The organism is Streptomyces sp. NPDC001373, from assembly GCF_042895815.1.
In the GTDB taxonomy this organism is placed as follows: Bacteria; Actinomycetota; Actinomycetes; order Streptomycetales; family Streptomycetaceae; genus Streptomyces.
In genome coordinates this window covers 275,033-299,613 of sequence record NZ_JBIAWQ010000010.1, presented here as the reverse complement: position 1 = coordinate 299,613, position 24,581 = coordinate 275,033, and the positions used below count along the sequence as shown (strand labels likewise).

At 70.6% G+C, this 24,581-nt stretch carries 26 protein-coding genes and 1 pseudogene; 20 read left to right on the top strand and 7 right to left on the bottom strand.

The genetic code is table 11. The features are described from left to right. The first annotated feature begins 174 nt into the window (after window positions 1-174). On the top strand, window positions 175-753 hold the full coding sequence (locus ACFY15_RS23720; RefSeq protein WP_390689323.1) for a hypothetical protein: 579 nt from the start codon (window positions 175-177) through the stop codon (window positions 751-753). 4 nt (window positions 754-757) lie between these two features. Here ACFY15_RS23720 and ACFY15_RS23715 read toward each other — a convergent pair whose 3' ends face one another. Then, window positions 758-1,078 carry a ferredoxin gene (locus tag ACFY15_RS23715; RefSeq protein WP_366454385.1) on the bottom strand — a complete coding sequence of 107 codons (321 nt, stop codon included), beginning with the start codon at window positions 1,076-1,078 and terminating at the stop codon, window positions 758-760. A gap of 264 nt (window positions 1,079-1,342) precedes the next feature. Here ACFY15_RS23715 and arc point away from each other — a divergent pair, with 264 nt between their 5' ends. The 6 genes from arc to prcA all read left to right on the top strand — a co-directional run bounded on the left by arc (window position 1,343) and on the right by prcA (window position 7,496). Continuing rightward, window positions 1,343-3,109: a proteasome ATPase gene (gene arc / locus ACFY15_RS23710; protein ID WP_390689310.1), complete on the top strand. Its 1,767-nt coding sequence runs from the start codon at window positions 1,343-1,345 to the stop codon at window positions 3,107-3,109. 247 nt (window positions 3,110-3,356) lie between these two features. Beyond that, window positions 3,357-4,868, top strand: a complete 1,512-nt coding sequence (gene dop, locus ACFY15_RS23705) for a depupylase/deamidase Dop (RefSeq protein ID WP_390689309.1) — start codon at window positions 3,357-3,359, stop codon at window positions 4,866-4,868. Window positions 4,869-5,042: 174 nt separating this feature from the next. Beyond that, window positions 5,043-5,255 (top strand): ubiquitin-like protein Pup, encoded by a 213-nt coding sequence (locus tag ACFY15_RS23700; RefSeq protein ID WP_042803062.1) that lies wholly within the window; start codon window positions 5,043-5,045, stop codon window positions 5,253-5,255. 156 nt (window positions 5,256-5,411) lie between these two features. Next, window positions 5,412-5,900: an endonuclease VII domain-containing protein gene (locus ACFY15_RS23695; RefSeq protein WP_390689308.1), complete on the top strand. Its 489-nt coding sequence runs from the start codon at window positions 5,412-5,414 to the stop codon at window positions 5,898-5,900. Beyond that, a complete protein-coding gene (prcB, locus tag ACFY15_RS23690; RefSeq protein ID WP_390689307.1) occupies window positions 5,852-6,691 on the top strand; it encodes a proteasome subunit beta in 840 nt (279 codons plus the stop codon). Before ACFY15_RS23695 ends, prcB begins: the two co-directional genes overlap by 49 nt. A 40-nt stretch (window positions 6,692-6,731) precedes the next feature. Beyond that, window positions 6,732-7,496 carry a proteasome subunit alpha gene (gene prcA / locus ACFY15_RS23685; RefSeq protein ID WP_390689306.1) on the top strand — a complete coding sequence of 255 codons (765 nt, stop codon included), beginning with the start codon at window positions 6,732-6,734 and terminating at the stop codon, window positions 7,494-7,496. Window positions 7,497-7,558: 62 nt separating this feature from the next. Here prcA and ACFY15_RS23680 read toward each other — a convergent pair whose 3' ends face one another. Continuing rightward, window positions 7,559-8,560, bottom strand: coding sequence for a LacI family DNA-binding transcriptional regulator (locus ACFY15_RS23680; protein ID WP_390689305.1), 1,002 nt, complete (start codon window positions 8,558-8,560; stop codon window positions 7,559-7,561). A gap of 137 nt (window positions 8,561-8,697) precedes the next feature. Between ACFY15_RS23680 and ACFY15_RS23675 the strand changes: the two genes are divergently transcribed. The 12 genes from ACFY15_RS23675 to ACFY15_RS23620 all read left to right on the top strand — a co-directional run bounded on the left by ACFY15_RS23675 (window position 8,698) and on the right by ACFY15_RS23620 (window position 20,113). Then, on the top strand, window positions 8,698-9,936 hold the full coding sequence (locus ACFY15_RS23675) for an MFS transporter (protein ID WP_390689304.1): 1,239 nt from the start codon (window positions 8,698-8,700) through the stop codon (window positions 9,934-9,936). 58 nt (window positions 9,937-9,994) lie between these two features. After that, complete coding sequence (gene pafA, locus ACFY15_RS23670; RefSeq protein WP_390689303.1) at window positions 9,995-11,356, top strand: Pup--protein ligase; 1,362 nt, start codon at window positions 9,995-9,997, stop codon at window positions 11,354-11,356. A gap of 129 nt (window positions 11,357-11,485) precedes the next feature. After that, a complete protein-coding gene (locus tag ACFY15_RS23665) occupies window positions 11,486-12,490 on the top strand; it encodes an FKBP-type peptidyl-prolyl cis-trans isomerase (RefSeq protein ID WP_390689302.1) in 1,005 nt (334 codons plus the stop codon). Between the two features lie 57 nt (window positions 12,491-12,547). Then, entirely contained in the window at window positions 12,548-12,940 is a 393-nt protein-coding gene (locus ACFY15_RS23660) for an FKBP-type peptidyl-prolyl cis-trans isomerase (protein WP_390689301.1), read from the top strand. Window positions 12,941-13,066: 126 nt separating this feature from the next. After that, a complete protein-coding gene (locus tag ACFY15_RS23655) occupies window positions 13,067-14,023 on the top strand; it encodes a helix-turn-helix transcriptional regulator (protein WP_390689300.1) in 957 nt (318 codons plus the stop codon). Between the two features lie 43 nt (window positions 14,024-14,066). After that, window positions 14,067-15,035 carry a helix-turn-helix transcriptional regulator gene (locus tag ACFY15_RS23650; RefSeq protein ID WP_390689299.1) on the top strand — a complete coding sequence of 323 codons (969 nt, stop codon included), beginning with the start codon at window positions 14,067-14,069 and terminating at the stop codon, window positions 15,033-15,035. A 15-nt stretch (window positions 15,036-15,050) separates the two neighbouring features. Beyond that, complete coding sequence (locus ACFY15_RS23645; RefSeq protein ID WP_390689298.1) at window positions 15,051-15,284, top strand: hypothetical protein; 234 nt, start codon at window positions 15,051-15,053, stop codon at window positions 15,282-15,284. A 23-nt stretch (window positions 15,285-15,307) separates the two neighbouring features. After that, a complete protein-coding gene (locus ACFY15_RS23640; protein ID WP_390689297.1) occupies window positions 15,308-15,517 on the top strand; it encodes a hypothetical protein in 210 nt (69 codons plus the stop codon). 210 nt (window positions 15,518-15,727) lie between these two features. After that, complete coding sequence (tatA, locus tag ACFY15_RS23635) at window positions 15,728-16,018, top strand: Sec-independent protein translocase subunit TatA (RefSeq protein WP_390689296.1); 291 nt, start codon at window positions 15,728-15,730, stop codon at window positions 16,016-16,018. Window positions 16,019-16,074: 56 nt separating this feature from the next. After that, on the top strand, window positions 16,075-17,040 hold the full coding sequence (tatC, locus tag ACFY15_RS23630; RefSeq protein ID WP_390689295.1) for a twin-arginine translocase subunit TatC: 966 nt from the start codon (window positions 16,075-16,077) through the stop codon (window positions 17,038-17,040). Window positions 17,041-17,085: 45 nt separating this feature from the next. Further along, a complete protein-coding gene (locus tag ACFY15_RS23625) occupies window positions 17,086-17,214 on the top strand; it encodes a hypothetical protein (RefSeq protein WP_390689322.1) in 129 nt (42 codons plus the stop codon). Between the two features lie 46 nt (window positions 17,215-17,260). Then, window positions 17,261-20,113 carry a DEAD/DEAH box helicase gene (locus ACFY15_RS23620; protein WP_390689294.1) on the top strand — a complete coding sequence of 951 codons (2,853 nt, stop codon included), beginning with the start codon at window positions 17,261-17,263 and terminating at the stop codon, window positions 20,111-20,113. A gap of 141 nt (window positions 20,114-20,254) precedes the next feature. Here the strand turns inward: ACFY15_RS23620 and ACFY15_RS23615 are convergent. The 4 genes and pseudogenes from ACFY15_RS23615 to ACFY15_RS23600 form a co-directional block, all read right to left on the bottom strand. Then, window positions 20,255-20,314: pseudogene (locus ACFY15_RS23615) on the bottom strand (hypothetical protein); the annotation flags it as partial. Window positions 20,315-20,574: 260 nt separating this feature from the next. After that, window positions 20,575-21,261: a response regulator gene (locus tag ACFY15_RS23610; RefSeq protein ID WP_390826029.1), complete on the bottom strand. Its 687-nt coding sequence runs from the start codon at window positions 21,259-21,261 to the stop codon at window positions 20,575-20,577. Continuing rightward, on the bottom strand, window positions 21,258-22,496 hold the full coding sequence (locus ACFY15_RS23605) for a sensor histidine kinase (RefSeq protein WP_390826028.1): 1,239 nt from the start codon (window positions 22,494-22,496) through the stop codon (window positions 21,258-21,260). Before ACFY15_RS23605 ends, ACFY15_RS23610 begins: the two co-directional genes overlap by 4 nt. Before the next feature lie 23 nt (window positions 22,497-22,519). After that, window positions 22,520-23,254, bottom strand: coding sequence for a hypothetical protein (locus ACFY15_RS23600; protein WP_390826027.1), 735 nt, complete (start codon window positions 23,252-23,254; stop codon window positions 22,520-22,522). A gap of 123 nt (window positions 23,255-23,377) precedes the next feature. Between ACFY15_RS23600 and ACFY15_RS23595 the strand changes: the two genes are divergently transcribed. Beyond that, a complete protein-coding gene (locus ACFY15_RS23595; protein WP_390826026.1) occupies window positions 23,378-23,548 on the top strand; it encodes a hypothetical protein in 171 nt (56 codons plus the stop codon). Window positions 23,549-23,566: 18 nt separating this feature from the next. Here ACFY15_RS23595 and ACFY15_RS23590 read toward each other — a convergent pair whose 3' ends face one another. Then, window positions 23,567-24,544 (bottom strand): pseudouridine synthase, encoded by a 978-nt coding sequence (locus ACFY15_RS23590; protein ID WP_390826025.1) that lies wholly within the window; start codon window positions 24,542-24,544, stop codon window positions 23,567-23,569. Window positions 24,545-24,581: the final 37 nt, after the last annotated feature.

Genomic DNA, 24,581 nt, shown 5'->3' with positions numbered 1-24,581 from the left:
TTCCCGGAAGAGCTCCCGGAACTGCGCCACAGCGCCTTTTCGTTGTCCGCTCCGACCGGTGCGGACCCGGCCGTTCCACCGCGGTGTGAGGTATGGCACGATGCTGGCTCACCGTCACCGTTCGTACAGGAGACACCCCGCGTGACGCACAGCCCCACCGGCCACGCCCCGTCGTTGGAAGACCTGTCGCCCGAGGACCTCGCGCACCGCCGCGCCAAGCCCGTCCACTGGGTCGCGACCGCCACCGCCATGGCGGCCGTCATAGCCGGCGCGGGACTGCTCCAGCCCGACCGGGCCACCGGGGCCACCCCCGCCCCCGAGACCGCCAAGGGCCCGCGGGCCGCCGCGCCCGACGCCCACGCCGCCGCGTACCCCCTCGACTGCAAGGGGGCCCCGCACCTGGTCACCGCCACCGCGGAGGGCGACCTCGACGGAGACGACCGGCCCGAGACGGTGGCGGCCGTACGCTGCGACGCCGGCTCCGGCACTCCGCCCCACGCGATCTACGTCCTGACCCGGGAGGCCGCCCCCGGAGCCCCGCCCCGCGTCGTGGCCACCCTCCTCGACCCCGCCCAACGCCGGACGGCCACCGACCTGACCGTGCGCGACCGGGTCGTCACGGCGAACCTGCTGGGCTACTCCTCGCCCTCCGTGCCCCGCTACAGCCCCGACGTCAAGCAGTTCGCCAAGTGGCGCTGGACCGGCGGGAAATTCCGCCAGGAGCTTACGGACTCGACCGCCGGGCGTGTTTGAACCGTCACTCGGCGTCCGGGCCGTACACCTCGACCCCGTCTGAAACGCGCCTTACGTGAATGCAGTCGCCCGGGCATTCCCGGGCCGAGTCGACCACGTCCTGGAGCAGCGGCAGGGGAACCGGAGTCGTCGCTCCCGCCTCCACGAGGAGCTCGTCCTCGGGGCTCTTCACGTACGCCAGACCGTCGATGTCCAGCTCGAACACCTCCGGGGCGTACTGGACGCAGATCCCGTCCCCGGTGCAGAGGTCCTGGTCGATCCAGACCTCCAGCGGCTCTCCGGTCCCGCCGGTTCCGCCCGTCGGGGCCTCCTGCTGCACGGTCATATCTCCCGCCGTTCCCTGCTCTGATCGATCCGTACCGGAGGCGGCTCTCGGCAAGTCGCGCGGGCCCGGACGGGTGTTGAACGCTTCGACCTTACAACCGGCTGCTTTCCGATGTTGAAGGGTGGGTATTTCCCTCGCGTGAGGGAGTACGCAAGGGTGAAGATCGGACACACCCCTACCGTCTTTGTGATCTAGGGGTTTCAATCACCACCAGCCCAGGTAGGGTCAGGAAGCGTCCAGCTCCCCTTGGAGGAGGTGAGGACCGTGGCAGCCCACGACGACGACATCAACCGCGGCATCCGGCCCGGGCGAGGGTCTGAGGACCCCGCTGGCCAGGTTGCCTATCTCGAGCAGGAAATCGCCGTCCTGCGCCGCAAGCTCGCCGACTCTCCGCGTCACACGAGGATTCTCGAAGAGCGGATCGTCGAGCTCCAGACGAATCTGGCAGGCGTCTCCGCCCAGAACGAACGACTGGCGAACACCCTCCGTGAGGCCCGGGACCAGATCGTGGCCCTCAAAGAGGAAGTCGACCGGCTCGCGCAGCCGCCGGCCGGCTTCGGTGTCTTCCTTCAGGCGAACGAGGACGGCACCGTCGACATCTTCACCGGCGGCCGCAAGCTCCGCGTGAACGTCAGCCCCAGCGTCGAACCGGAAGAGCTCCGGCGCGGCCAGGAGGTCATGCTCAACGAGGCGCTCAACGTGGTCGAGGCCATGCAGTTCGAGCGCGCCGGGGACATCGTCACCCTCAAGGAGATCCTCGAGGACGGCGAGCGCGCCCTGGTGGTCGGGCACACCGACGAGGAGAGGGTGGTGAGGCTCGCCGAGCCGCTCCTGGACATCACCATCCGCCCCGGCGACGCCCTCCTGCTCGAACCGCGCTCCGGCTACGTGTACGAGGTGGTCCCCAAGAGCGAGGTCGAGGACCTCGTCCTCGAAGAGGTCCCGGACATCGACTACGACAAGATCGGCGGCCTGGGCGACCAGATCGAGCTGATCCGCGACGCGGTCGAGCTCCCCTACCTCTACCCGGACCTCTTCAAGGAGCACGAACTGCGGCCCCCGAAGGGCATCCTGCTCTACGGGCCGCCCGGATGCGGCAAGACGCTCATCGCCAAGGCCGTCGCCAACTCCCTTGCCAAGAAGGTCGCGGAGGTCACCGGACAGGCGGCGGGCAAGTCCTACTTCCTGAACATCAAGGGCCCCGAGCTCCTCAACAAGTACGTCGGCGAGACCGAGCGGCACATCCGCCTCGTCTTCCAGCGCGCCCGTGAGAAGGCCAGCGAGGGCACCCCCGTCATCGTCTTCTTCGACGAGATGGAATCCCTCTTCCGCACCCGCGGGTCCGGCGTCAGCTCGGACGTGGAGAACACCATCGTCCCGCAGCTGCTCGCCGAGATCGACGGTGTGGAGGGCCTGGAGAACGTCATCGTCATCGGCGCCTCCAACCGCGAGGACATGATCGACCCGGCGATCCTGCGGCCCGGCCGCCTCGACGTGAAGATCAAGATCGAGCGCCCGGACGCCGAGGCCGCGAAGGACATCTTCGCGAAGTACCTCAAGGCCTCGCTGCCGCTGCACACGGACGACCTCAGCGAGCACTCGGGCTCGCCCGACGTGGCCGTCCACAGCATGATCCAGACCGTCGTCGAGCAGATGTACGCGGAAAGCGAGGAAAACCGCTTCCTCGAGGTCACGTACGCCAACGGCGACAAGGAAGTCCTCTATTTCAAGGACTTCAACTCCGGAGCGATGATCCAGAACATCGTCGACCGGGCGAAGAAGATGGCCATCAAGGCCTTCCTCGAGCACAACCAGAAGGGCCTCCGGGTCTCCCACCTCCTCCAGGCGTGCGTGGACGAGTTCAAGGAGAACGAGGACCTGCCGAACACCACCAACCCGGACGACTGGGCCCGGATCTCCGGAAAGAAGGGCGAGCGGATCGTATTCATCCGCACCCTCGTCACCGGAAAGCAGGGCGCCGACACCGGACGCTCCATCGACACGGTGGCGAACACCGGTCAGTACCTCTGACGGTCCGAGGCGGCTGCGGGTGCCTCACGGGGCATTCGTGGCCGCCTGTTTTACCGCCCGCCTTTTCCGGCCGTGACAAGGCGAAGTCAATGACTGAAATGATCTCCCCACCAGCGCGGAGTGGTTCTAGGCTCTTCCGTACCGCCGGTCGCGCAGTGCGGGAAGGGCACCGCACATGACGCACCGGAGCACCAGCGGTACTTGAGCGCCGCCCCGAACGGGAGCGCCGCCGGGCAAGGAGGGCCGCATGACCGTACGGCGAGTAATGGGGATCGAGACGGAGTACGGGATCTCCGTCCCGGGGCACCCGAACGCCAATGCCATGCTCACCTCGTCCCAGATCGTCAACGCGTACGCGGCGGCGATGCACCGGGCGCGACGCGCCCGCTGGGACTTCGAGGAGGAGAACCCGCTGCGGGACGCCCGCGGCTTCGACCTCGCCCGCGAGGCCGCCGACAGCAGCCAGCTCACCGACGAGGACATCGGCCTCGCCAACGTCATCCTCACCAACGGTGCGCGGCTCTACGTCGACCACGCGCACCCCGAGTACAGCTCGCCGGAGGTCACCAACCCCCTCGACGCGGTGCTCTGGGACAAGGCCGGCGAGCGGATCATGGCCGAGGCCGCCGAGAGGGCCGCCCAGCTGCCGGGCGCGCAGCCCATCCACCTCTACAAGAACAACACCGACAACAAGGGCGCCTCCTACGGCACGCACGAGAACTACCTGATGAAGCGGGAGACCCCCTTCTCGGACATCGTGCGCCACCTGACGCCCTTCTTCGTCTCCCGCCAGGTCGTCACGGGCGCCGGCCGGGTCGGCATCGGGCAGGACGGGCGCGAGCACGGCTTCCAGATCAGCCAGCGCGCGGACTACTTCGAGGTCGAGGTGGGGCTGGAGACCACCCTCAAGCGCCCCATCATCAACACCCGCGACGAGCCCCACTCGGACGCGGAGAAGTACCGCCGGCTCCACGTGATCATCGGCGACGCGAACCTCTCCGAGATCTCCACGTACCTCAAGCTGGGCACGACCTCGCTGGTCCTGGCCATGATCGAGGACGGGTTCATCAGCGTGGACCTGGCGGTGGACCAGCCCGTGCGCACCCTGCACCAGGTCTCCCACGACCCGGACCTCCAGCACCTGATCACGCTCCGCAGCGGGCGCACCCTGACCGCCGTACAACTCCAGATGGAGTACTTCGAGCTGGCCAGGAAGTACGTGGACGAGCGGTTCGGGACCGACGCCGACGAGCAGACCAAGGACGTCCTGACCCGCTGGGAGGACGTGCTGGGCCGGCTGGAGACCGACCCGATGAGCCTGGCGGGAGAGCTGGACTGGATCGCCAAGCGGGAGATCCTGGAGGGCTACCGCAGGCGCGACGGACTCGGCTGGGACGCGGCGCGGCTGCACCTGGTCGACCTCCAGTACTCGGACGTGCGGCCCGAGAAGGGGCTGTACAACCGCCTCGCGGCCCGCGGGAAGATGCGGCGCCTGCTGGACGAGGCGGACGTCGAGCGGGCCGAGGGCAAGCCCCCGGAGGACACCCGGGCGTACTTCCGGGGCCGCTGTCTGGAGCAGTACGCGGACGACGTGGCGGCGGCCTCCTGGGACTCGGTGATCTTCGACCTCCCGGGCCGCGACTCGCTCCAGCGGGTCCCGACCCTGGAGCCCCTGAGGGGGACCCGCAAGCACGTCAAGGAACTCCTGGACCGCTGTCGCACGGCGGAGGACCTGGTGCGGGTGCTTTCGGGGCAGTGAGCGGGCCTGAAATGCGGCCCGTCAGGGAATCATGAAGTCGGACGGACGTTGTGAAAGTACGGGGACGAATGTCGGACCCTCCTTGTAGGGTCCGGCGTAGGGTCTGATCTTGAGAGGTCCCGAATCCCGGGGTCTCTCCGTGTGAGCGCGCGAACCGAGCGGGGTGAGGTAGACATGGCGACCAAGGACACCGGCGGCGGACAGCAGAAGGCCACTCGCTCGACCGAGGAGGTCGAGGAGCAGGCCGCGGAAGCGCAGTCCGACCTCAAGGAGCGGCAGGAGAAGCTCTCCGACGACGTCGACTCGGTTTTGGACGAAATCGATGATGTGCTCGAGGAAAATGCTGAGGATTTCGTTCGAAGCTTCGTTCAGAAGGGTGGCCAGTAGGCCCCTTCGCCTTCGAATTGAAGGTGGGTCTGGTGGGGTGGGGCCATGTCTACGGAATCGAAGCTTTGTCGTGGATGTGGCCGACACCAGCCGCTCAGCTCGTTCGCGGCGAATCGGGTCACCAGGGACGGCTTGCAGGCCAGGTGCCGCGAGTGCGTGGCGGCGTATGGAGCCGAACGCTATCGGCGGCAGCAGGCCGAGAAGGGCAAGCGCGTCTGGGACAGGGGAGAGGCGCCACCGGACTGGAAGCGGTGCCGATCATGCGGCGAGGTGAAGCCGCAGAGCGAGTGGCACAAGAATGCGACCGCCTCGGACGGCCTCGCCACGTGTTGCAAGCCGTGCAAAGCGGCTCGTGGACGGGCGGGCCATCTCAAGCGTTCCCACGGCATCACCGAGGCCCAGCGCGACGAGATGATCACCGCTCAGGGCGGGGTCTGCGTGATCTGCAGGATGGCTCCCGCCGAGCACGTTGATCACGATCATCAGACGGGTAAGGTCCGAGGCGTACTGTGCTTCAGCTGCAACGCAGCCCTGGGGCAGTTCAAGGATCGGCCGGACGTCATCAGGCGTGCAGCCGCATACGTGGAAGGAAACCTGTGGAACCCAACAGTCGTGGCACAGGGCGTCTACCGGCAGCCTTCCTGACGCCGGGGTCGTCGTCCTTCATGGACTTCCTGGGCGCGCACGCGCCCGAGATGCTGCCGGGGAACCGGAAGCTTCCCGAGGGGATCGTCGAGGCCCCGCACGGGACGACCATCGTCGCCGCCACCTTCCCCGGCGGGGTCGTCCTCGCCGGTGACCGGCGGGCGACGATGGGGAACATGATCGCGCAGCGGGACATCGAGAAGGTGTTCCCGGCCGACGAGTACTCCGCGGTGGGCATCGCCGGTACGGCCGGCCTCGCCGTGGAGATGGTCAAGCTGTTCCAGCTGGAGCTGGAGCACTTCGAGAAGGTCGAAGGGGCGACGCTGTCGCTGGAGGGCAAGGCGAACCGGCTCTCGACCATGATCCGGAGCAATCTCGGGATGGCCATGCAGGGGCTGGCGGTCGTGCCGCTCTTCGCGGGCTACGACGAGGGCAAGGAGAAGGGCCGGATCTTCTCCTACGACGTGACCGGCGGCCGCTCCGAGGAGCACGGCTACGCCGCCACCGGTTCCGGTTCCATCTTCGCCCGGGGCTCCATGAAGAAGCTCTACCGCCCCGACCTGACGGAGGAGCAGGCCACCACGCTGGTCGTGCAGGCGCTGTACGACGCCGCCGACGACGACTCGGCGACCGGCGGCCCGGACCTGTACCGCAAGATCTTCCCCATCGTCACCGTCATCACCGACGAGGGCTTCCGCAGGCTGGACGAGGACGAGTCGCAGGCGCTCGCCCGCAAGGTGACGGACCGCCGGCTCCAGGAGCCCGACGGCCCGCGCGCCGCCCTGCTCTGACCAGTCCTCTCGTCGCCCAGAAGAAAGGGACGGAACACCGGTGTCGACTCCGTTCTATGTGTCACCCCAGCAGGCCATGGCCGACCGGGCGGAATACGCCCGGAAGGGCATCGCCCGCGGACGCAGCCTCGTCGTGCTGCAGTACGCCGACGGCATCGTGTTCGTCGGCGAGAACCCGTCCCGCGCGCTGCACAAGTTCAGCGAGATCTACGACCGGATCGGCTTCGCGGCCGCCGGCAAGTACAACGAGTACGAGAACCTGCGCATCGGCGGTGTGCGCTACGCCGATCTGCGCGGATACACCTACGACCGTGACGACGTGACGGCCCGTGGGCTGGCCAACGTCTACGCGCAGACCCTCGGCACCATCTTCTCCTCGGCCGGCGAGAAGCCGTACGAGGTGGAGCTGGTGGTGGCGGAGGTCGGTGCGACGGCCGCCGGTGACCAGATCTACCGGCTGCCGCACGACGGCTCGATCGTCGACGAGCACGGCTCGGTGGCGGTCGGCGGCAACGCCGAGCAGATCAGCAGCTACCTCGACCAGCGGCACCGGGACGGGATGAACCTGTCCGAGGCGCTGAAGCTCGCGGTGCAGGCGCTGTCCAGCCAGGCCAACGGGGCCGAGAAGACCATCCCGGCCGAGCGGCTGGAGGTCGCGGTGCTGGACCGTACGCGGGCCCAGCAGCGCAAGTTCAAGCGGATCCGGGGCCGGCAGCTGGCGCGGCTGCTGGAGGCGGAGGTCCCGGCGGCGGCCCAGGTGGACGCCGTGTCGAACGACGAGGCGCCGGAGGACGACGCCGAGTAGTTCCGGTCCGGCGCGAGGCCCCGGTCCGCTCCCCTCGGGGGGCCGGGCCGGGGCCTCGTGCGTCAGGGGCCGGCCGGTGCGGGGCCGGTGGAGTCGCGGACGACCAGTTCGACGGGGATGTCGGGGGCGGTCCAGGGGGAGCCGTCGAGGACGGCGAGGAGGGCGTTCATGCCCTGTTCGCCGACCTGCTCGGCGGGGAGCCGGACGGTGGTGAGCTCGGGTTCCACGGCGGTGGCCAGGCCCAGGTCGTCGATGCCGGTGACGGAGAGGTCCTCGGGGACGCGCAGGCCCAGGCGGCGGGCGGCCTTGCAGGCGCCGGCGGCCAGGACGTCGTCGTCGCAGAGGACGGCGGTGGGCCGGTCCCCGGGGTCGGCGAGGGCCGTCTCCATGGCCGTGCGGGCGGCGTCGACGCTCAGGGCCGCCCGTACGGTGCGCAGCTCGGTGCCGGGGCCCAGGAGGGCGGCGAGGGCGCGGGCGCGGATGTGGAAGGTCCAGGTGTCGACGCCGGCGGCGAGGTGGAGGAAGCGGTGGTGGCCGTGGGCGAGGAGGTGTTCGGCTGCCTGGCGGACGCCGTCGGCCATGGCGAGGTTGACGTGGGCGGCGGCGCGTCCGGAGCCGGGGTCGCTGTCGAGCATGACGAGGGGGAGGTCGTCGCCGCCGATGGCGTCGAGGGCTCCGGCGGCCATGGAGGAGGCGATGACCCCGTCGAGGGCGGCGCGGGCGGAGGCGAAGGGGTCGCGGGCGGGGCCGGTGCCGTCGGGGGAGGGGTAGAGGACGACGCCGAAGCCGTGGGCGGCGGCGACGCGTGCGGCGCCGGTGTAGACGCGGGCGAAGAACTCGTTGGTGAGGGCGGGGACGACGAGGAGGGCGGTGCGGGTGCTGCCGAGGCGGAGGTTGCGGGCGGCGAGGTTGGGGCGGTAGCCGAGGGTGGAGGCGGCCTCGCGGACCAGGGCGGCGGTGCGCTCGGAGACGCGGCCGCGCCACTTGTCGCCGAGGACGAGGGAGACGGTGGCCTGGGAGACCCCGGCGGCGGTGGCGACGTCGCGGCTGGTGGGTCTCGTCACAGGAAGCTCCTGAAGTGCCAGGTGGGGCGGGTGCGGGTGGTCCGCCGGGTGGACCCCGGGTCTGTCGCCATGGTACGTATGACCGGTCGAGTTATACGTATTACCCCGGCGGAGAGTCCGGGCAGAAGGGGGCATTCATGGCCGCGGGTTACGCGGAGCTGCTCAGGACCCGGTACGCCGCGAGGCTGCTGGCGGGCACGCTGCTCGGGCGGCTGCCGAACGCCACCGCCGCCATCGCCATCGTCCTCTTCATCCGGTCCGAGGGGGGCAGCTACAGCCTCGCGGGCGCGCTGGCGGCCGCGTACGGGCTGGCCAACGCCGTGGGGCAGCCGCTGCTGGGCCGGGCGGTGGACCTCTACGGGCAGCCGCGGGTGCAGCTGCCCGCGGCGCTGGTCTCCGCGCTGGGCATGGTGTGGCTGGCTCTGGCCGGTACGGGCTCCATGGCCGCCGCCTACGCGGCGGTGCTGGTCTCCGGTCTGTTCACGCCGCCCCTGGAGGGCGGCCTGCGGGCCCTGTGGCCGTCGGTGCTCGGCGGCCGAGAGGAACGGGTGCACGCCGCGTACGCGATGGACGCGGTGGCCCAGGAGATCATGTACACGGTCGGCCCGCTGCTGGTGACGCTGTGCGTCGCGCTGTGGTCCCCGGCGGCGGCGCTGCTGGTGCTCAACGGCGTGGGGCTGGTCGGTGTGCTGATGGTGGTGCTCTCCGAGCCCTCCCGCACCTGGCGCTCGGCGCCGCGCGAGGCCCACTGGCTGGGCGCGCTGCGCTCGCGGGGGCTGCTGGCGCTGCTGGGCGCGTTCTTCTTCGTGGGCATGGCGCTGGGCTCGATCGCGGTCGCGGCGGTGGCGTACTCCGACGGGCACGGCGGCCAGGCGGTGTACGGCTGGCTGATGGCGGCCCTGGGCCTGGGCGCGCTGGTGGGCGGCGTGGTCTACGGCGCCCGGCAGTGGGCGGGGGCCCCGGAGCGGCGGCTGCGGCTGCTGGTGGGCCTGCTGGCCGTGGGCTACCTGCCGCTGATGCTGAGCGTCGGCCCGGTGGCGATGACGGCGCTGGCCGCGCTGTCCGGCGTGTTCCTGGCCCCCTCGCTGGCCTGCGCCTTCATCGTGGTGGACCGGCACGCGCCGGCGGGCACGGTGACCGAGGCCTTCTCCTGGCTGGTGACCTTCTTCGGCGTGGGCGCGGCCCTCGGCACGGCGGCGGCCGGTCCGGCGGTGGAACTGGGCGGGACGACGGCCGGTTTCGCGGTGGCGGGCGGCGCGGGCGTGGCGGCCTTCCTCGTCCTGACGGCCACTCAGTCGGTCCTGTCCCGCGGTGGTCGCAGCCGGGCCGTGGCGGGCTCAGCGGGGGCGTCCTCGGAGCAGTTGATCAAAAACTGATCGGAACGCCGCTCTCGAACCCGGTTTCAGAAGAGGGCAGAAGGCGTAATGTTCAGTCATGGACCGCCGCATTTTCGGGCTGGAGAACGAGTACGGCGTCACGTGCACGTTCAGGGGACAGCGCCGACTGTCTCCTGACGAAGTGGCGCGCTACCTCTTCCGCCGTGTCGTGTCATGGGGCCGCAGCAGCAATGTGTTCCTGCGGAACGGCGCCCGCCTGTACCTCGACGTGGGATCGCATCCGGAATATGCAACACCCGAATGCGACAGCCTGACCGAACTGGTCACCCACGACAAGGCGGGCGAGCGCATTCTCGAAGGCCTGCTCGTCGACGCCGAACGCCGGCTGCACGAGGAGGGAATCGCCGGCGACGTCTACCTCTTCAAGAACAACACCGACTCGGCGGGCAATTCGTACGGCTGCCACGAGAACTACCTCGTGGCCCGGCACGGTGAATTCTCCCGTCTGGCGGACATCCTCATTCCCTTCCTCGTCACGCGCCAGCTGATCTGCGGCGCGGGCAAGGTGCTGCAGACCCCCCGGGGCGCGGTCTACTGCGTCAGCCAGCGGGCCGAGCACATCTGGGAGGGCGTCAGCTCCGCCACCACCCGTTCCCGGCCGATCATCAACACCCGCGACGAGCCGCACGCGGACGCGGAGCGCTACCGCCGTCTGCACGTGATCGTCGGGGACTCCAACATGTCCGAGACGACCATGCTGCTCAAGGTCGGCGCCACCGACCTGGTGCTGCGCATGATCGAGGCGGGCACGGTGATGCGGGACCTGACCCTGGAGAACCCGATCCGGGCCATCCGCGAGGTCAGCCACGACGTCACCGGCCAGCGCAAGGTGCGGCTGGCCAGCGGCCGCGAGGCCTCCGCCCTGGAGATCCAGCGCGAGTACTACGAGAAGGCCCTGGACTTCGCCGAACGGCGGGGGATCCGCACCGGGGTCGTGGACCGGGTGCTGGAGCTGTGGGGCCGCACCCTGGAGGCCATCGAGGTCGAGGACCTGGACCGGATCGGCCGCGAGATCGACTGGGTCATGAAGTACCAGCTGATCGAGCGCTACCGGGCCAAGCACAACATGACCATGTCCAACCCGCGGGTCGCCCAGATAGACCTCGCCTACCACGACATCCACCGCCGGCGGGGCCTGTACTACCTGCTGGAGCGCAAGGGGCAGGCCGAGCGGGTCTGCAACGACCTGAAGATCTTCGAGGGCAAGTCGGTGCCCCCGCAGACCACCAGGGCGAGGCTGCGCGGGGACTTCATCCGCCGCGCCCAGGAGCAGCGGCGGGACTTCACCGTCGACTGGGTCCACCTCAAGCTCAACGACCAGGCGCAGCGGACCGTGCTGTGCAAGGACCCGTTCCGGTCGGTGGACGACCGGGTGGAGAAGCTGATCGCCGGTATGTGACCGGTGCGGCCGGGGGCCCCCGTACGCGCCAGCGTGCGGGGTCCTCGCATGCCAGAGCCTTGTGGCGCAGGGGCCAGCCCGTAGAGTGGGCCGCTACGACGGACCATTCCAGCGACCCTGAGGACCACTGTGCGACGCCGACTTGCTGCCGCGCTCATCGTGCCGGCTCTGATGCTCACCGCGGCCTGCGGAGGGGGCGACGACTCCGGGAAGAAGGACTCCTCTCCGTCGGCCTCCGCCTCCAAGCCCGCTGACGTGCCGAAGCCGGTCGCGTCCGCGGACCCGATGCCGACCGTGGCCGGTGAGGCGGGCAAGAAGGCCGAGATCACCGTCCCCAAGGGCGAGCCGAGCGGCAAGTTCGTGGTGAACGTCCTCAAGGAGGGCACCGGGCCGGAGATCAAGAAGGACGATCTCGTGGTCACCAAGTACGCGGGCAAGGTCTGGAAGAGCGGCAAGGAGCTCCAGGGCTCCTACGACAAGGACGGCCAGCCGGTCGTCGTCCCGGCCGGCTCGCAGACGATTCTGCCGCTGTTCAGCGACTCGGTGCTCGGCAAGAAGGTCGGCAGCCGTCTGCTGGTCGTGGCTCCGCCGGCCGCCGCCTTCGGTGACCAGGGCCAGCCGCAGCTGGGCGTGGGCCCGAAGGACAACCTGGTCTTCGTGATGGACCTCGACCAGGTCATGCCGAAGAAGGCCGAGGGCACCCAGGCCCCGATCCCGTCGGACCTGCCGCAGGTCAAGGCCGACGAGGACAAGGAGGCCACGATCACGATCCCGAAGAACGACCCGCCGAAGGAGCTGGTCGACAAGGTCCTGATCGAGGGCAAGGGCCCGGAGGTCAAGTCCGGTCAGACCGTGTACATGCAGTACAGCGGTGCGGCCTGGGCCCCGAACCAGGGCAAGGACGCCGCCAAGCTCTTCGACACCTCCTGGAAGACCGGCGCCCCGTTCTCGACGAAGATCGGCGAGGGCCAGGTCATCGAGGGCTGGGACAAGGGCCTCGTGGGCAAGAAGGTCGGCAGCCGCGTCCTGCTGGTGATCCCGCCGGAGCAGGCCTACAAGGACCAGGCCAAGGGTGAGGACCTCCCGGCCAACTCCACCCTCGTCTTCGTCGTGGACATCGTCGGAGCAGTGTAAGACTGGTGAGGTTGCCCCTTTCCGCCTCCGCGGGCGAGGGGCCCCCTTTCGGTACGTATGAGGAGCAGTTCCGTGAGCGACAAGCTCGAGAAGCCCGAGATCGACTTCCCCGATTTCCCGGTCCCGGCCGACCTGGTCATCGAGGACATCTGGGAGGGTGACGGCGCCGAGGCGAAGGCCGGCTCCATGGTCTCCGTCCACTACGTGGGCGTGGCCTACTCCACCGGCGAGGAGTTCGACGCCTCCTGGAACCGCGGCTCCGCGCTGCAGTTCAAGCTGGGTGTCGGCCAGGTCATTCCCGGCTGGGACAAGGGCGTCCAGGGCATGAAGGTCGGCGGCCGCCGCAAGCTGGTCATCCCGGCGCACCTCGCCTACGGCGACCGCGGCGCCGGCGGCGCCATCAAGCCGGGCGAGACGCTGATCTTCGTCTGCGACCTGATGGCCGCCTGATCCACGGGCCGTCACCGCGCAGGGCCCCCGCCGTGAGGCGGGGGTCCTCGCTTTTGTCCGGGAGCGCCTTGGCGGTACGGTCAACGGTCACGAGTGTGTGTGTCGAGGAGCGGGGGAAGGGCGTCGATGGCGATCGCCAAGGCCGAGCGGCTGATGAATCTGGCGCTGTGTCTGCTGGGGACCCGACGTCCCCTCAGCAAGCGCGAGCTGCGCGGGTCGATCGAGGCGTACCTGGAAGCCGGGAACGACGACTCCTTCAACCGCATGTTCGAGCGGGACAAGGACGACCTGCGCGAACTCGGCCTGGTGATCGAGACGGTGGAGAACCTGGAGGGCGAGACCGGTTACCTGGCCCGCCGCGACAGCAACCGCCTCCCGCCCGTCTCCCTGGACGCCGAGGAGGCCGCCGCCCTGGGGCTGGCCGCCAAGGTCTGGCAGCAGGCCCGCCTCGCGGGCGCGGCCAGCGGGGCCCTGCAGAAGCTGCGCGCCGGCGGGATGCCGGAGGCGGGCGACCCGTACGAGGGCCAGCACAGCGCGATCGAGCCGCGCATCCCGGTCCACGAGGCGGCCTTCGAGCCCCTGATGCTGGCCTGCCGGGACCGCCGGCCGGTGGTCTTCGACTACCGCAAGTCCAATGCCGCCCGGCCCGAGCTCCGCCAGGTCGAGCCGTGGGCCCTGGAGTGCTGGCGCGGCCACTGGTACCTGGCCGGCCACGACCGCGACCGCGGGGCGGAGCGGGTGTTCCGGCTCTCCCGGATCACCGGCAAGGTCCGCTCGCGCGCGGGGAAGTACACCGCCGAGGTGCCGGACGTGGTGACCGTGCGGGAGACCGTGGCGGCCTGGGCCGGCGAAGGCGCCCAGCGCTCCGCGCTGATCCGGCTGCGCGCCGGCTCCGGCTACCCGCTGCGGGCCAAGGCCACCGCGGTGCGCGAGGGCGCCGACGGGTGGGACGAGCTGGAGATCCCGTACGGGCACGGGCTGGACGCCTGGCTCGTGGAGTTCGGCCCGGACGTCGTGGTGGTCGGGCCCGCGGACCTGCGGTCCGACGTGGTCGACCGGCTGCGCGCCGTCGCCCAGGGCTGACCGGAACTTCACTAGCAACGCCCTGAGGGGGAGACGTACCAGCATGGCCGCGAACGCCATCGACCAGACCCGCCGGATGCTGTCCCTGGTGACCTACCTGCGCGAGCGCCCCGGAGCGCACGTCGCGGACGTCGCCCGGGCCTTCGGGATCACCGAGGACGAGCTGATCTCGGACCTCGACGTGCTGCCCATGTGCGGCACCAGCTTCCGCGGCGGGGACCTGCTCGACATCGACACCGACGGCGACCGCATCTGGTGGCACAACGCCGACGCCTCGGGGGAGTCCACCGCCGAGCCGCTGCGCCTGGCCGCGGACGAGGCCACCTCCCTGCTGGTCGCCGCCCGCGCGGTGGCGACCCTGCCGGGGCTGCGCGAGAGCGACCGGGACGCGCTGCTGCGGGCCACCGCCAAGCTGGAGGCGGCCGCGGGCGAGGCGGCCGGGGCCAGCTCCCGGCTGTCGGTGACCTTCGAGTCCGAGGGCGGGGTCTTCGCCGACGTCGACCGGGCCATCTCCGAGCGGCGCCGACTGTGGCTGCGCTACTACTCGCCCGCCCGCGACGAGCTCACCGAGCGCACCGTCGACCCGATCCGGCTCTTCGCGGTGGGACACACCTATCTGGAGGGGTGGTGCCACCTCTCCGAGGCCCGGCGCACCTTCCGCCTCGACCGGGTCGCGGAGATCCGCCTCCTCGACGAGCGCGCCGAACCGCCGGCCATCGAGCCGCGCGACCTGTCCGAGGGCCTGGTCCAGCCGGCCGCTGAGGATCCGGAGGTGGTCGTCGAGGTCGGCCCCGGCGGGCGCTGGGTCGCCGAGTACTACCCCCACGACAGCGCCGAGGAGCTGCCCGGCGGGGGCCTGCGGATCGTGCTGCGCAGCCCCGACCCGGCCTCGCTGCGCCGGCTCGCGCTGCGCCTGGGCCGCGACGGCCGGATCGTCTCGCCGCCGGAGCTGGCGCAGAGCGCCCGCGAGGCCGCCACAGAAGCACTCGCGGGGTACGGGGAACAGGTCTAGAAGGAGAACGGAGAGATGTCGCCATCTTCCGGTGCGGAACCGGTCACCTTCAAGGCCGCCTGTCCCGAGTGCCGGGCGTCCTTCGAGCTCGCCGCGGACGCCCTGCGGCTGGCGATCGGCGGGAGTCGGCGGACGACCTTCTACTCCTTCACCTGTCCCGAGTGCTCCGCCCAGGTCCGCAAACCCGCCGGTGAGCGCATCGTGGAGCTGCTGACCGGCGGGGGAGTGAGCACCCTGCGCAGCCTCTGAGTCGGGCGCGCTAGGCTCGTCCCATGCTGTGGCCGATGTTCGCGATTGCCCTGGGGTTCCTCGGGATCGCCGTCCTGTCCGTGCTGGCTCTGCGGGTCTTCCTGGAGGTCCGCCGGCTGTCGCGGCAGGTGGCCGTGGCCAGCCGCCGGATCACCGAGGCCTCCGGGGACCTGGAGCGGGCCGCGACCGACCTGGCCGGGGCCGCACGCCGCGAGGGCGCGCTGCGGACCTAGCGGGCAGCGGCAGGTCGGTGCGTCCTCCTTATGGAAACCGCGCGGCCTGCCCCGTACCGTCGGAGCCGCGGGCGGGCCCGGACACCCCCCTGGGGATTGCCGGGCGTTAACCCTCGGGGGTTACGATCCATGTCAGAGAGGTGCCGGACGTCTGTCCGGTACCTCGAGGCCACCACCAACCAGCCGTTTCGGTGAGTAAGGAAGACACACATGATCGGCAATCTGAAGCCCCTCGAGATCCTTCTGATCATCGCTGTCATCGTGCTGCTGTTCGGTGCCAAGAAGCTCCCCGAGATGGCCCGCTCGCTCGGCAAGTCGGCCCGGATCCTCAAGAGCGAGGCCAAGGCCATGAAGAAGGACGGCGAGGTCGACGACGCGCCCGCCGCCGCCCCGGCCGCCGACGCCCAGCAGCCCGTCGCCCCGCGCACCATCCAGGCCGCGCCCGGTGACGTCACCAGCTCCCGTCCGGTCGGCGAGCCGGGCCGTACCACCCAGGGCTGACCTCCGGGGGTCACCCCCAGCACGCCGGCCATTTGCAACGAGACAAGGGACGTGGGTTGCTCAAGTCTGCCCGCAAGCAGGAGAAGCGAGATCGGCCTCCGAAGGACGCCGAAGGGCGCATGCCACTCGTCGAGCACCTGCGTGAGCTGAGAAACCGCCTGCTGAAGTCGGTCCTGGCGATCGCCGTGGTCACGATCGTCTGCGCCTACTTCTTCCGGCCGATCATCGACTTCCTGCTGGAGCCGATGCTCTCCTCCGTCGGCTGTGTCAACGGGGCAACCCACCAGCGCAACGGCGCCCCCTGCGCCGAGATGACGGCCAACGGCCTGACCGGGCCCTTCTCCATCGCCCTGAAGGTCGGCCTCTCCGCGGGCATGGTGCTGTCCGCACCGATCTGGCTCTACCAGCTGTGGGCGTTCGCCGCCCCCGGCCTGCACAAGAACGAGAAGCGGTACACGCTCAGCTTCGTGGCCGTCGGCGCGCCGCTGTTCCTGGCCGGCGCGATCCTCGCGTACAAGATCCTCCCGCAGACCGCGGAGATCCTCCTCGGCTTCACCCCCGACCACGTCAAGAACCTGCTCCCGGTCGACGACTACCTCGACCTGGTCACGCGCATGGTCGTCGTCTTCGGCCTGGCCTTCGAGCTCCCGCTGATCCTGGTGCTGCTGAACTTCACCGGCATCCTCAGCGCCAAGCGGCTGGGCAGCTGGTGGCGGGGCATGGTCCTGGGCATCACGATCTTCGCGGCCTTCGCCACGCCCACCGGCGACCCGGTCACCATGCTGACCCTCGCCTCCCCGATCGTGGCCCTGTACTTCCTGGCCCTCGGGATCTGCCTCCTCAACGACCGCCGCCGCCGGCGTTCCAACCCGGACGCCGACCTCGACGACGACGAGGCCTCGGACCTGGACCTGACCCCCTCGCCGATCGGCGCGGCGGACACGGCCCCGGCCCCCTCAGTGCTGCCCGAGCAGGCCGACGGCGGACGCCGCCAGATCAACGGTTACGACGACGCCACCTGACCGGCGGATTTCCCGGGATGAGCGCAGAGATCACCCTCTTCGTCAATCCCACCGCAGGACGCGAAGGTCGCCCTGGAGGCCCCGGACCTGACCGCCTGCGCGGACGGCGAGCCGCTCGGTCCCCTCCCGGCGGCCGCCGCGTGCGTTCCCGGCGCCCTCAGGCTGATCACATAAATGGTCGAGACTGTTGTCAGAGGCGGCGGGTAGGCTCGACAGCAAGATGACCGAAGAACTCTCACCCGCCGAGCGGTACGCCGCTGCCCGGATCCGCGCCGCCGAAGAGGCCTCCGCCCTGGCCTCCTTCCGCGAGATGTACGAATTCGACCTGGACCCGTACCAGGTGGAGGCCTGCAAGGCACTGGAGGCCGACAAGGGCGTCCTGGTGGCCGCCCCGACCGGCTCGGGCAAGACCATCGTGGGCGAGTTCGCCGTGCACCTCGCCCTCCAGCAGGGCCGCAAGTGCTTCTACACGACGCCCATCAAGGCCCTGTCGAACCAGAAGTTCGCCGACCTCGTCAAGCGCTACGGCGCCGCCAAGGTCGGCCTGCTGACCGGCGACAACAGCGTCAACGGCGACGCCCCCGTGGTCGTGATGACCACCGAGGTGCTCCGCAACATGCTGTACGCCGGCTCCCAGGCGCTCGGCGGCCTCGGCTACGTCGTGATGGACGAGGTGCACTACCTCTCCGACCGCTTCCGCGGCGCCGTCTGGGAGGAGGTGATCATCCACCTCCCCGAGTCGGTGACCCTCGTCTCGCTCTCCGCCACCGTCTCCAACGCCGAGGAGTTCGGCGACTGGCTCGACACCGTGCGCGGCGACACCGAGGTGATCGTCTCCGAGGAGCGGCCCGTACCGCTGTGGCAGCACGTCATGGCCGGCCGGCGGATCTACGACCTCTTCGAGGAGGAGTCCGACCACGGGGGCCGCGGCTCCGCCCGCCGCGAGGTCAACCCCGACCTGCTGCGCATGGCCCGCGAGGAGAACACCCGCAGCTACAGCCCCAAGGACCGGCGGCGCGGCAAGATGGTCCGCGAGGCCGACCGCGAGCGCGAACGCCGCTCCCGGGGCCGCGTCTGGACCCCCGGCCGCCCCGAGGTCATCGCCCGCCTGGACAACGACGACCTGCTCCCGGCCATCAACTTCATCTTCAGCCGCGCCGGCTGCGAGGCCGCCGTCCAGCAGTGCCTCTTCGCGGGCCTGCGGCTCAACGACGACAGCGCGCGGCTGAGGGTCCGCGAGATCGTCGAGGAGCGCACCGCCTCCATCCCCGCCGAGGACCTCCACGTCCTGGGCTACTACGAGTGGCTCGAGGGCCTGGAGCGGGGCATCGCCGCCCACCACGCGGGCATGCTGCCCACCTTCAAGGAGGTCGTCGAGGAGCTGTTCGTCCGCGGCCTCGTCAAGGCCGTCTTCGCCACGGAGACCCTCGCCCTGGGCATCAACATGCCCGCGCGCACGGTCATCCTGGAGAAGCTCGTCAAGTGGAACGGCGAGCAGCACGCCGACATCACCCCCGGCGAGTACACGCAGCTCACCGGCCGGGCCGGCCGCCGCGGCATCGACGTCGAGGGCCACGCCGTCGTGCTGTGGCAGCGCGGCATGGACCCGGTCCAGCTCGCCGGCCTCGCCGGAACCCGCACCTATCCGCTGCGCTCCAGCTTCAAGCCCTCGTACAACATGGCCGTCAACCTGGTCCAGCAGTTCGGTCGGCACCGCTCCCGCGAGCTCCTGGAGACCTCCTTCGCGCAGTTCCAGGCCGACCGCTCGGTCGTCGGGATCTCCCGCCAGGTCCAGCGCAACGAGGAGGGCCTGGAGGGCTACCGCGAGGGCATGACCTGCCACCTCGGCGACTTCGCGGAGTACGCGCGGCTGCGCCGCGACCTCAAGGACCGCGAGACCGAACTGGCCAAGCAGGGCGCGGCGCAGCGCCGCGCCCAGGCGGCCGGCTCGCTGGAGCGGCTCAAGCCCGGCGACATCATCCACGTCCCCACGGGCAAGTTCGCCGGACTCGCCCTGGTCCTCGACCCGGGCGTGCCGGCCGGGCGGGTCCACGGGCACCGCGGCTACGAGTACGCCGAGGGCCCCCGCCCGCTGGTGCTCACCGCCGAGCGGCAGGTCAAGCGGCTCGCCGCGATCGACTTCCCGGTGCCGGTCGAGGCCTTCGACCGGATGCGGATCCCGAAGACCTTCAATCCCCGCTCCCCGCAGTCCCGCCGGGACCTGGCGACCGCCCTGCGCAACAAGGCCGGCAACGTCCGGCCCGAGCGGCACCGGCCCGGCCGGGCCGCGGCGGCCGACGACCGCGAGATCGCCCGGCTGCGCGCCGAGCTGCGGGCGCACCCCTGCCACGGCTGCGACGAGCGCGAGGACCACGCCCGCTGGGCGGAGCGCTATCACCGGCTCAAGCGGGACACGCAGCAGCTGGAGCGGCGCATCGAGGGCCGGACGAACACCATCGCCCGCACCTTCGACCGGATCCACGCCCTGCTCACCGAGCTGGACTACCTGCGCGAGGACGAGGTCACCGTGCACGGCAGGCGGCTGGCCCGGCTCTACGGAGAGCTGGACCTGCTGGCCTCCGAGTGCCTGCGCGAGGGGGTCTGGGAGGGGCTGAACCCGGCCGAACTGGCCGCCTGCGTCTCGGCGCTGGTCTTCGAGGCCCGCCAGTCCGACGACGCGGCCCCACCGAAGGTGCCGGGCGGCCCGGCGAAGGCGGCGCTCGGCGAGATGGTCCGCATCTGGGGCCGGCTCGACGCCCTGGAGGAGGAGTACCGCATCAACCAGGCGGAGGGCGTGGGCCAGCGCGAGCCGGACCTCGGCTTCGCGTGGGCGGCCTACCAGTGGGCCTCCGACAAGAGCCTGGACGAGGTGCTGCGCGAGGCGGAGATGCCGGCCGGCGACTTCGTGCGCTGGTGCAAGCAGGTCATCGACGTCCTCGGCCAGATCGCGGCGGCGGCACCGGCCTCCACCGCCCCGCCGTCCTCGGCGGGCGGGAGCACGGTGGCGAAGAACGCGCGGAAGGCCGTCGACGCCCTGCTGCGGGGTGTCGTGGCCTACAGCTCGGTCGGGTAGCCCCTTTCGTCGCTTCCTCCGAAGCCGCGGCCGGCCGCCCCGCCTCGTCGCCTCGGCGAGTGCGAGGCGGCCGCCCTTCAGCTCGGGCACGTAGTTGTAGATCGTGTTCCTGGAGGCACCGAGGAGCTTCGCGATCGAGGTGACGGTGTTCTCCGGGCGGGCGAGCAGGTCGCGGGCGTGACGTACCTGCTCCTCCGTCATCGCCGGCGGGCGGCCGAGCCGGGCGCCGCGGGCGCGAGCGGCATCCAGGCCTTCGTTGGTGCCCTGCACGATGAGTTCGCGGATGAACTCCGCGAGGGCCGCGAACACGTGGAAGACCAGATGAGGTCCTGGATGGAGCGGCCGAGCCGGTCCAGAAAGCGGCGTTCCTCGAGTTCGCGAGCACATCGGCTTTTTGACACCGTTTTACGGGCGTGATCCCGGCGCCGATCCGGTCGTGAGCCCTCGCTTACCGATCTGGCTCATCCATCGGTCGATCGATGAGCGGCGCTGACGAGCCCTGACTCGTAGGCGCTGATCACCAGCTGCGCGCGGTCCCGTGCACGCAGCTTGTTCAGCAGCCGACCGATGTAGGTCTTGACGGTGCCGTTGCTGAGGTGGAGGTACTCGGAGATGTCGGCGTTGGAGAGGCCACGTGCCACGAGCACCAGGACCTCACGCTCGCGGTCCGTGAGGTCCTCAAGCGAGGAGCCCGGCGCATGGTGCGTGTGGGGAAGACGGGCGAACTCGGCGATCAGGCGTCGGGTCACCGAAGGGGCGAGAAGGGACTCTCCGGCGGCGACAGTGCGGATGCCTGCCAGCAGCACCTCTGGAGATGTGTCCTTGAGGAGGAACCCCGCTGCCCCCGCACGCAACGCGCCGTACACGTACTCGTCGAGGTCGAAGGTGGTCAGGATGAGAACGCGTGTCCCGGCTGTCGCGGGGGATCCGGCTATGTGCCGTGTCGCTTCGATCCCATCCATGCCGGGCATCCTGATGTCCATCAGCACCACGTCCGGGCAGAGCCGCTGTGCACCCTCGACAGCTTCGGCCCCGGTGCCGGCCTCGCCCACCGCCGTCAGGCCGGGGGAGGTGTCGATGAGCACCCGGAAGCTGCCTCGGAGCAGGGACTGGTCATCGGCGACGAGTACCCGGATCGGTTCGGTCACGCGGTCCTCTCCTTCCGGCTCGTGGCCGTGCCGTGAGCGGGTTCGGACGGGAGACAGGCCGACACGGCGAACCCGCCACCGGGCCGTGGCCCGGCGGCCAGCGTCCCGCCATACATCATCACGCGTTCGCGCATCCCCACGAGTCCATGACCGCCCCTGAGTTCCACCCGGCCGGTCGCGGTCGCGTTCCCGGCTCCGTCATCCGCCACCTCGATGCGCACTTCTCCTCGCGAGTCGACGGTGATCGTCACCTGGCAGTGCGTTCCGTCGCCGGCGTGCTTGACCACGTTCGTCAGGGCCTCCTGCACGATCCGGTAGACAGCCAGCGCCGTCCCCGCAGGGAGGCCGACGGCCAGCCGGGTGTGGAGTCGGGTACGAACTCCCGCTCGCTCGGCACGCTGGACGAGGGCCGGCAGGTCGTCCAGTCCGGGAGGGGGAGCCGTCTCCGCCGAGCCGGGCTCTCGCGTGCGCCGACCAGCAGTGTCGCCGCGTAGCACTCCCAGGGCACGGCGCATCTCGGTGAGCGCCTCCCGGCCGGTCTGCTCGATCGCCTGGATGGCATCGCGCGTCTCTTGGGGGCGTGCCTCGGCCACATGGTTGGCCACCGCTGCTTTGACGACGATCACGCTGAGACTGTGCGAGACGATGTCGTGCAGTTCTCTGGCGATGCGCAGGCGTTCTTCGGCCAGTGCCTCCTCCGCGAGGCGACGGTCCCTGCGGGCCGCTCGGGATCTCCGTTCGCGCACGACACGCCCTGCGGCCCACGCTGCCCCGATGACGAGCCAGACGAGGGCGGCAGTGCCGACGGTTTCCGTCCACGGGCCAGAGGGCGTCAGGACCGCTTCACCGGTGATGACCGCGGCTGCCGAGACAACCAGGGTCAGGGCGAACGCCGCCGAAGCCCGGCGTGTCGGCTCGATGAGCGCCACCGCGTAGACGGCCAAGGCCGCAGAGATATAAGGGTCACGGGTGATGTCGAGCAGTGTCGCTGTCGCCGAAGCACCCAGAACTACGGCCAGGGCATGCAGGGGCCACAGGCGCCGAACGGCCAGCGGCACTCCCACACAGACGGCCACCAGCCAGCCCAGCCACCACGGGCCGGAGAACCGAGGCAGACCGTCCGAGGCGCCCTGGTCGGCCAGTGCCACGTACCCGGCTGTCATTACGGCCGCCACGCAGGCGTCGATCGCCAGCAGATGCGCTCCGGTCCGCAGGCGCCGCCCCATTCTGTGCATCGCCAGACGATACCGACGGCCGCTCATCCGGCCTGCCCGAAGAGAAACATCGCGGTACCCACGGCGACCAACAGGAGAAGCCTTCCGGCGACCGTGGCCGCCCGCGAGGTCGCCCCGCTGCGCAACGCGGCCACGCCCAAGGGAACGAGCGCGACACACAGTCCCGCAGCGGCAGCGACCGATAGAGGGGTCGTTCCCTTCAGAACCCCCAGCGGCATCGTCGATGCCAAGGCCAGGGCCGCCGCACGCAGCGGTCCCAGCACTTGGGAGCGGTAGGCGCCGATGGCCAGCAGGAGCCAGCCGCCCATGATGGCTGCGTTGAGTGTGCTGAAGATGTGGAACGCGCCGTAGGTCTCGCTCACCGTTCGCGTCGCCGATGCCGCCCCCTGCACAGCCACCAGTTGGAAGGCCAGGTGGTCCACACCGGCGTGGAACGCGCGGGCGAAGAGGCCGAGGACCGTGAGTGTGCCGCCCCACAGAGCGAGTTCCCGGAAGCTTTCGCCGATCTTGGCGGCGAGAAGCACGACTCCCGGCCAGAGCAGCACCCACCCGGCGGACACCAAGCTGTACGAGGCCGTCATGAGGCCCGGATGGTGCCCGTACGCACTCAGTTGCGCGGGGAAGAAGAAGTCGAAGCGCAGGCGCAGCAGGACGCCGGCGAGCAGCAGCAGGGGGCCGAGGACGAGGGAGGCACCGCCCACCCAGCGTCCCGGAAAGGCAGTACGAGGAAGGGCGATTGACGCAGTCGTGACGGTCATGGGGCAACGATGCTGCCTCCGCACGTACCGCGTCGTCGGAGCAGGGACCACACTTTCGGATCGGCCCGTGGTCGTACCGCCTGCCTGTCGTTCGCTTCCGGTCCGATCCTCGGACCGGACACCATGCTGCTCGGCTCACGTGCGCTCGGCCGGCCGGTCCACTCGTACGCGTCCAGCTCGGATGAGGGCACCTGTACCTGCCGGGCGACGAACTCGACCGCCGCGGCCTTCGCGGAGGCCGCCGCGGACGCGGCGCTGCGGATGGCCGGCGTGGCCCGGCCCCCGGTGCTCTGACCGGAAGGGTTCACCGCCTCACGACGGGCCCGCTCCGGGGCCGGCCTCCCAGCCCTGTGGGTCGTCCCAGGCCTGGAGGCTCAGACCCGTCTCCAGGCGGTGGGCGAGGCCCGTGACCGGGTCGGTGAAGGCCAGGGTCCTGGCCAGCAGCTGGAGCGGGCGCCGGTAGTCCGCGGGGTCGGCCGGTCCGGCCACCACCGGGTACACCGGGTCGCCCAGGATGGGCAGGCCCAGGCTGTTCATGTGCACCCGCAGCTGGTGGGTGCGGCCGGTGTGCGGAGTCAGCCGGTAGCGGCCCAGGGCGCCCCGGACCTCCACGAGTTCGACCAGGCTCTCGGCGTTGGGCTCGGCGCCCGGGAGCTCGACCGCCGCCATCACCCCGCGGAGCTTCTCGATGTGGCTGCGCACCGTCCGGGGCAGGTCGACGGACGGATCGTGGGGCGCGAGGGCCTCGTACTCCTTGCGGACCCGCCGCTCCTGGAAGAGGCGCTGGTAGGCGCCGCGGTCCTCGGGGCGGATGCTGAACATCACCAGTCCGGCCGTCATCCGGTCGAGGCGGTGCGCCGGGCTGAGCGCGGGCAGGTCCAGCTCCCGGCGCAGCCGGGCCAGGGCGGTCTGTGTGACGTGGCTGCCGCGCGGGGTGGTCGCCAGGAAGTGCGGCTTGTCCACCACGAGGAGGTGCCGGTCGCGGTGGACGACGCGGATCGGGAAGGGCACGGGCGGCTCGGCCGGCATGTCCCGGTGGTACCAGAGCCAGCCGCCGGGCTCGTACGGGTCCTGCGGCCGCAGCACCCGCCCGCCCTCGCCGAGGACCCGGCCGTCCGCGAGCAGCCGGGCCATGGACGCGGCGCCGCGCGTGCCCGCGTAGCGCTCGGTCAGGTAGTCGCCCAGCTGCGGCCAGCGCCCCTCGGGGTCGGGGGGAAGGCGCATCCGGACCGGGTCGATGCCGTCCTGCTGGGGGAGGGGCGCGGGCGGGATGTGGGATCTGCGGCTCATCGGGACCAGGGTAGGCGGCTGCCTCCGGGTGAAGGTG